The 6,715-nt window shown below is 68.3% G+C and carries 6 protein-coding genes; 4 read left to right on the top strand and 2 right to left on the bottom strand.

The window, feature by feature from the left end:
* Window positions 1-101: 101 nt before the first annotated feature.
* Window positions 102-776: a hypothetical protein gene (locus ABGA94_RS00935; RefSeq protein WP_329916003.1), complete on the bottom strand. Its 675-nt coding sequence runs from the start codon at window positions 774-776 to the stop codon at window positions 102-104.
* A 40-nt stretch (window positions 777-816) separates the two neighbouring features.
* Window positions 817-1,335 (bottom strand): hypothetical protein, encoded by a 519-nt coding sequence (locus ABGA94_RS00930; RefSeq protein ID WP_032954720.1) that lies wholly within the window; start codon window positions 1,333-1,335, stop codon window positions 817-819.
* Between the two features lie 126 nt (window positions 1,336-1,461).
* Here ABGA94_RS00930 and ABGA94_RS00925 point away from each other — a divergent pair, with 126 nt between their 5' ends.
* The 4 genes from ABGA94_RS00925 (at window position 1,462) to ABGA94_RS00910 (ending at window position 6,677) form a co-directional block, all read left to right on the top strand.
* A complete protein-coding gene (locus tag ABGA94_RS00925; protein ID WP_375366096.1) occupies window positions 1,462-2,676 on the top strand; it encodes a hypothetical protein in 1,215 nt (404 codons plus the stop codon).
* Between the two features lie 97 nt (window positions 2,677-2,773).
* Window positions 2,774-5,263 (top strand): DEAD/DEAH box helicase, encoded by a 2,490-nt coding sequence (locus tag ABGA94_RS00920; RefSeq protein WP_375366093.1) that lies wholly within the window; start codon window positions 2,774-2,776, stop codon window positions 5,261-5,263.
* Complete coding sequence (locus tag ABGA94_RS00915) at window positions 5,260-6,282, top strand: ribonuclease H-like domain-containing protein (protein WP_375366091.1); 1,023 nt, start codon at window positions 5,260-5,262, stop codon at window positions 6,280-6,282. Before ABGA94_RS00920 ends, ABGA94_RS00915 begins: the two co-directional genes overlap by 4 nt.
* 80 nt (window positions 6,283-6,362) lie before the next feature.
* Complete coding sequence (locus tag ABGA94_RS00910) at window positions 6,363-6,677, top strand: I78 family peptidase inhibitor (RefSeq protein ID WP_053497987.1); 315 nt, start codon at window positions 6,363-6,365, stop codon at window positions 6,675-6,677.
* The last annotated feature ends 38 nt before the right edge of the window (window positions 6,678-6,715 follow it).

Below are 6,715 nucleotides of genomic sequence, written 5' to 3'. Positions count from 1 at the left end.
CAGAACCCTTTCGCCAGCGAAAGGGTTCTGACCCCACCGATCGGATCGCGAACGGCATCCACGCATGGCGTGGATCTACCAGCCCCACCCTCATGCGTCCTTCAACGTTTCCCCGCGCGCCGATACACGCCATTGAAGCGCACGTTCATGCCACCGCATTCGCTGTTGTCGGCCACGATCAGCACCTCACCCAGCGAGTGCACACGCACCCGGCACGTGTCCTCGACGAACTCGACATCGGCACCCTGCGGCATGGCACGCGCTTCCACCTGGCCCAGGTTCGGCCCATACGGGCGCTGTTCCGGCGTGGGGTTGGCCGAGGGCCAGTAAGCGTCGCCATCCACATGCAGTTGTCCACCCTGCACGGTGATGCGCAGGCCGTTGTCGCCATCTTTCCAGTGGCCCGTCCAGTCCTGCAGCGTGGGCACGGCCACCGGCAACGGTTGCAGCCTGCTGCGGTCGACCCAGCCGGCGCTGCCGCCCACCTTGTTCGGGAAGAACGCGCAGCGGTAACGGCCCAGGTCGCGACCGGTCACCACCGTATCGCCGTTGACCACATAGCTGCGCTGGCGGCAGGCCGGTTCGCCCTTGGCGGGGCAGCCATCCATGTCGCCGAGCAGGTACAGGCGCGGGGCGTCGACCACGCGCGCCAGCGCGAACCGGCTCTGTTGGGAGGGGAACGCGCCATTGCGGCAGGCGCCGCCATCGGCGATATCGGACGCGAAGGCGGAGGCCGGCAGCAACGCGGCCAGCAGGCAGAATGAACGCAGGGACATGACAGCATTACCGGTGGGGGAGCCCGCAGGATATACCGGCCTACTTTACTGGCGCTGTGTCGCCGGCATCCTGCTCCTGTGAGAACCGCAGCGCGCGCTGCTGCTGTTCGGCACTGAGCTCTGGCGGTGGCCGCGCCACGGCCGCCTGGATCTGGTCCGGCCCGCCGGTAAGTTTGTTGATGCCTTTGGCTGCCGCCAGCACACCCTTGACCACGCCCATCATGATGTAGCCACCGCCCATGCTGACCTGCTCCGGCGATGGCGGTTCGCTCCAGTCGCGGCTGAAACGGTTATCGCCGAACTTCACCGGGTTCTTGAAGCGGTACAGGTCCAGCGGCTCGTCATCGGGCTTGAGCGCACGCACTTCGCCGAGGGTGGTGACGTTGTCCTGCGGCAAGGTGGTGGAGATCGGTGCGGTGGGGGCGGGCGGCGCATCTGCAGGGGGAACGGGTGCAGGATCGGGCACCGCCACCGGCGCGGCCTGCTGCGCCTGTGCGATGCCGGCCAGCAGCATGCCGGCCAGGAGTGCTCCCTGCGTTCCACGTCGTGCCACAGCCATCCACCCTGTTGGTTGCGTCCAGCGCCCAAGCATACGGATGCCGGCTTCAGATTTCGTTGGCAACGGCGGGGGCATTCAGGCTGTGTCGCGCATCATCGCTGCGCGGCCGGGACACCGAAGTTTGCAATGAACTTCATTCCCCCCCGGGGGACGGGGACGGCATCCTGCCGTTCTCCCGGTACGGCGCTCCCTCATGACAGCTCCCTCCACAATCCCGCCACGGCAGCCGGTCGCCTGCTGATGTCGCGCGCAGCAGTACTGGTTGGTTTGGCAATCGTGCCCCTGATGGTCATCGCGGCCGTTGCCGAATGGACATCACGTGTCCACGCAGGCATGGCTTCGCTGCGCCGGAGCAGCACGCTGCGTACGCTGGGCGCGGACGAACACAGGGCACTGGCACCGTTGCGCGCATTGGCCGGCTGCGACCATGACGACCAGATAAAGCGGCTGCGTGGAGCATTCACCGGCGGTGCGTGCCGGAACAGCTTCCCGGTCGGTGACGGCCTGCTGGGTGGCGTTCCCGCACTGGTGCCAAAGCAGGCGTGGCCCTACCTCGCGGAAGACAATGAAGCCGAAGTGGTGTTGGGCAAACGCGCGGCGGTGGTGGTATGTCTCAACGGCTTCACTATCGCTGCTGCACGGCCGGCTGCAGCCACCAGCCGCGTCTGTGGCGAGCGCCTGGAGACACCCGAAGAAGTTTCGATGCGACGGGGACCCGGCCTGCGCCCTTCCCCGCTGGTGATTGCCGCACTGGCGTCATGGGCCGCCGCTGGCGCCCCAGGGCTGCTGGCCATGCCGTTGCTCGCCATCGCCGGGCTGGCGGCCTGGCTGGCACTCCCTCGCCGCAACAGCCCCGCGACGGCTCAGCGCGTACTGCAGGTTCGCGGACGCCTGCGCGCTTACCAGCGCACTGCCCAGACTTCGCGGGTGTGGTTGCTTGGCAATGACCGCCGTGTGCAGCTTCCAGCGGAATGGGAGCACGCTGCGGCATTCTCCCGCGGACGCTCGATGGTGCTGGAAGTGCGCGCCTGTGATGGATGGGTGCTGGGCGCAGGGACGGCATGGTGCCTGGCCAGCGACCGACGGCGCTATCCGCCCACAGGATGGTCGTGGCATCTGGCATGGCTGGGCCTGCTCCTGTGCGTGCTGGTGTTCGGCACTGGCGGAATGCCACCGCTCCGTCCGGATCCTGCATGGGCGGCTGCCTATGGCTGGGGGGTGCTCGCAGTGCTGGCATCGGGCTGGCACGCGGTGCAGATCGTGGTCTGCACCGTGCAGTTCCTGCTCCGCCGCCGCGCGCTTGACGCGGACATCGCGCAGCGTCCCGCCCCGTGGCACTGAACGGTTCACTCGTTCCCATGCTGGTGTCTCACATCCTGAGACACGGATGTGGTGCCATGTGACCCCTCGCAATCCGTCCCGGCTCCCTCCCTCTTCCATGGCCTACGAACTCGCCAAGCGCACCGCCGATGCCGAGCAGAAGCTCGCCACCCGCGATGGCCTGCCCGCCCGCGATGGCGCCCTGCTCAGCGCGCGCTTGCAGCGCCGCTACCAGGACCGCATCACCGGCAGCTTCGCCATTCCCGGCCGTGAAGGCCGCTACGCGCCCGTTCCCGACTCGGTATCACCGGCGCTGGCCGCTGCACTGAAGGCACGCGGCATCGAGCAGCTCTACAGCCACCAGGCCGAAGCCTGGGAGGCCAGCCAGCGCGGCGAGCACGTGGCCATCGTCACCCCCACCGCCAGCGGCAAGTCGCTGTGCTACACCCTGCCGGTGGTCAGCGCGGCCATGCAGGACAAGGCCAAGGCGCTGTACCTGTTCCCGACCAAGGCACTGGCCCAGGACCAGGTGGCCGAGCTGCTGGAACTCAATCATGCCGGCGATCTCGGCGTCAAGGCCTTCACCTTCGACGGCGACACCCCCGGCGATGCGCGGCAGGCGATCCGCCTGCATGGCGACATCGTGGTGTCCAACCCGGACATGCTGCACCAGGCCATCCTGCCGCATCACACCAAGTGGGCACAGTTCTTCGAGAACCTGCGCTACATCGTCATCGACGAGGTGCACACCTATCGCGGCGTGTTCGGCAGCCACGTCACCAACGTGCTGCGCCGGCTCAAGCGCATCTGCGCGTTCTACGGCGTGCAACCGCAGTTCATCCTGTGCTCGGCAACCATCGGCAACCCGCAGGCGCATGCGGAAGCGCTGATCGAGGCCCCGGTGACTGCCATCACTGAATCCGGTGCGCCCACCGGGCCGAAGCAGGTGCTGCTGTGGAACCCGCCGGTGATCAACCCCGACCTGGGCCTGCGTGCCTCGGCGCGCTCGCAGAGCAACCGCATCGCCCGCATCGCGATCAAGTCCGGGCTGAAGACCCTGGTGTTCGCGCAGACCCGCTTGATGGTCGAGGTGCTGACCAAGTACCTGAAGGACATCTTCGACCACGACCCGCGCAAGCCGCCCCGCATCCGCGCCTACCGCGGCGGTTATCTGCCGACCGAACGCCGCGAGACCGAGCGTGCGATGCGAGCCGGCAACATCGACGGCATCGTCAGCACCTCGGCGCTGGAACTGGGCGTGGACATCGGCAGCCTGGACGTGGTCATCCTCAATGGCTACCCCGGCAGCGTGGCCGCCACCTGGCAGCGTTTCGGCCGTGCCGGTCGCCGCCAGCAACCCGCACTCGGTGTGATGGTGGCCAGTTCGCAGCCGTTGGACCAGTACGTGGTGCGGCACCCGGACTTCTTCGCCGAAGCCTCGCCCGAACATGCGCGCATTGCGCCAGACCAGCCGCTGATCCTGTTCGACCACATTCGCTGCGCGGCCTTTGAACTACCGTTCCGGGTCGGCGATGGCTTCGGCCCGATCGACCCGGAAGTGTTCCTGGAAGCGCTGGCCGAAACCGAAGTCATCCACCGCGAAGGCGAGCGCTGGGAATGGATCGCCGACAGTTATCCGGCCAACGCGGTCAGCCTGCGCGCGGTGGCCGATGGCAACTTCGTGGTGGTCGACCGCAGCGACGGCCGCCAGCAGATCATCGCCGAGGTCGATTACTCCGCCGCTGCGCTCACGCTGTATGAAGGCGCCATCCACATGGTGCAGTCCACGCCCTACCAGGTGGAGACGCTCGACTGGGAGGGCCGCAAGGCCTACGTCACCCGCACGCATGTGGATTACTACACCGACAGCATCGACTTCACCAAGCTCAAGATGCTGGACCGCTTCGATGGTGGCGTGGCCGGGCGCGGTGATTCGCACCATGGCGAAGTGCACGTGGTGCGGCGCGTGGCCGGCTACAAGAAGATCCGCTACTACACCCACGAAAACATCGGCTACGGTCCGGTGAACCTGCCCGACCAGGAACTGCACACCACCGCAGTGTGGTGGCAGCTGCCGCAGGCACTGCTGCTGCGCGCCTTCGCCAGCAGGCAGGATGCGCTCGATGGCTTCCTCGGTGCGGCGTATGCGCTGCACATCGTCGCCACCGTGGCGGTGATGGCCGATGCGCGCGACCTGCAGAAGTCGGTCGGCAACGGCGATGGTTCCTGGTTTGCGATCGCCGACCAGAGCGGCCGTGGCCAGTTGCGCGGCAGCGAGGGTGATCCTGGCGTGGTCGAACTGCTGCAGGAATTCGTGCCCACTGTGTATCTGTATGACAACTTCCCCGGTGGCGTTGGCCTCAGCGAGCCGTTGTGGCAGCGTCAGGCGGAGCTGGTGCAGCGCGCGCGTGAACTGGTGCAACGCTGCGACTGCAAGGCCGGCTGCCCGGCCTGCGTCGGCCCGGTGCTGGCTGCACAGGAAGAGGATGAAACCTCGCCACGTGCGCTGGCATTGCGCGTGCTCGACCTGTTCGACGCCGAGGCCTGCCGGCACGTGCCCGACGTGGTGGCGTCCGCGCGCGACCCGATGGAGCTGCTGGCACCGTGAGCCTGAGCCTGGACAAGCTGCGCCTGCTGCGCAGGCAGGCCGGCGACCCGAAGGCGAGCACACCGGCCGTGCCGGACGTGCCCCCTGCGCCACCGGCACCCGTGGCCGCCAACGATGCGCGGCAATCACCGGCCGAGCGTTCGGTGTTCGCCTGGGTCGAGCAGGAGATCCGCCACAAGCCGACCGGCGCTGCGGCACCTGCCACGGCGCCGCCCGCACTGCGTCGGCCCGAAGTGGGCAGCCTGCATCGCCTGCTCGGCCTGCGCACGCGCGGCGGCCCCGCTCCTGCTCGCGCCAGCGCACAGGACCGTCAGTTGCCAGGTGAGGAGATCGCACCGGGCCTGTTCCTGATCGAATCGCTGCAGCCGCAGGCGATCCCGGCACAACCGCTGTCGCTTGATTTCGCCCGTCGCGACGGCGAGCACGTGGCTGCACGCGATCTGCTGTTCTTCGACACCGAGACCACCGGCCTGGCCGGCGGCACCGGCACCCGTGCCTTCATGATCGCCGCGGCCGATTGGCATGTGTGCCCGCAGCGTGGCGAGGGCCTGCGCATCCGCCAGTTGCTGATGGCCACGATGGCCGCCGAGGACGCGATGCTGGCCACCTTCGCCCGCTGGCTGCAACCGTCCACCGTGTTCTGCAGCTACAACGGCCGCAGCTACGATGCGCCGCTGCTGAAGGCGCGCTACCGGCTGGCCCGGCAGCCGGACCCGATCACCGCACTGGACCATGTCGACCTGCTCTACCCCACCCGCCGCCGCTATCGCGGCACGTGGGAGAACTGCAAGCTGTCCACCATCGAACGCCAGCTGCTGCGCGTGGTGCGCGAGGACGACCTGCCCGGCTCGGAAGCACCCGGTGCATGGCTGCGCTTCCTGCGCGGCGGCGATGCGGTGAACCTGCGCCGGGTGGCCGACCACAACCACCAGGACGTGGTGACCCTGGCCCTGCTGCTGCAGCGGCTGGTGCGCGAGGAACAGCGCGAGCGCGAGACACTGGCGCTGGTCGGCCGGTAATGACACACGGGGCCGCGTTGACATGCCCTGACGGTGGCAGCGGTGACACTGCCACCACCATCCACGCCTGGAGCCCGACGATGCGCCTCAATCCGCTTGCCCTGCTTGCCATTCTGCCACTGGCGGCCTGCAGTCACGCCGGCGGCAGCACCGCCCCCGATCCCACGCCGGCGCCCGTGGCCGACGCCGCGCACGAATGCAAGCCGGAGGCGCTCGAGGCCTTCACCGGCAAAACGGCTGACGAAGCCACCATCAAGAAGCTGGTGGCCGCCAGCGGCGCGCGCGGTGCACGGGTGGTCAAGCCGGGCATGGCGGTGACCATGGACTTCCGCCAGGACCGCGTGACGGTGCAGGTGGATGCGCAGAACCGGATCGAGCGCGCCAGCTGCGGTTGATCGCCCCAGGGTAGTGGGGGGGGGGGGGGGGGGGGGGG

Origin of the sequence: Stenotrophomonas sp. 3diitr2024 (assembly GCF_042136455.1) — a bacterium.
GTDB classification, from domain to species: domain Bacteria; phylum Pseudomonadota; class Gammaproteobacteria; order Xanthomonadales; family Xanthomonadaceae; genus Stenotrophomonas; species Stenotrophomonas sepilia.
This window is presented reverse-complemented; position numbering and strand designations above follow the sequence as displayed.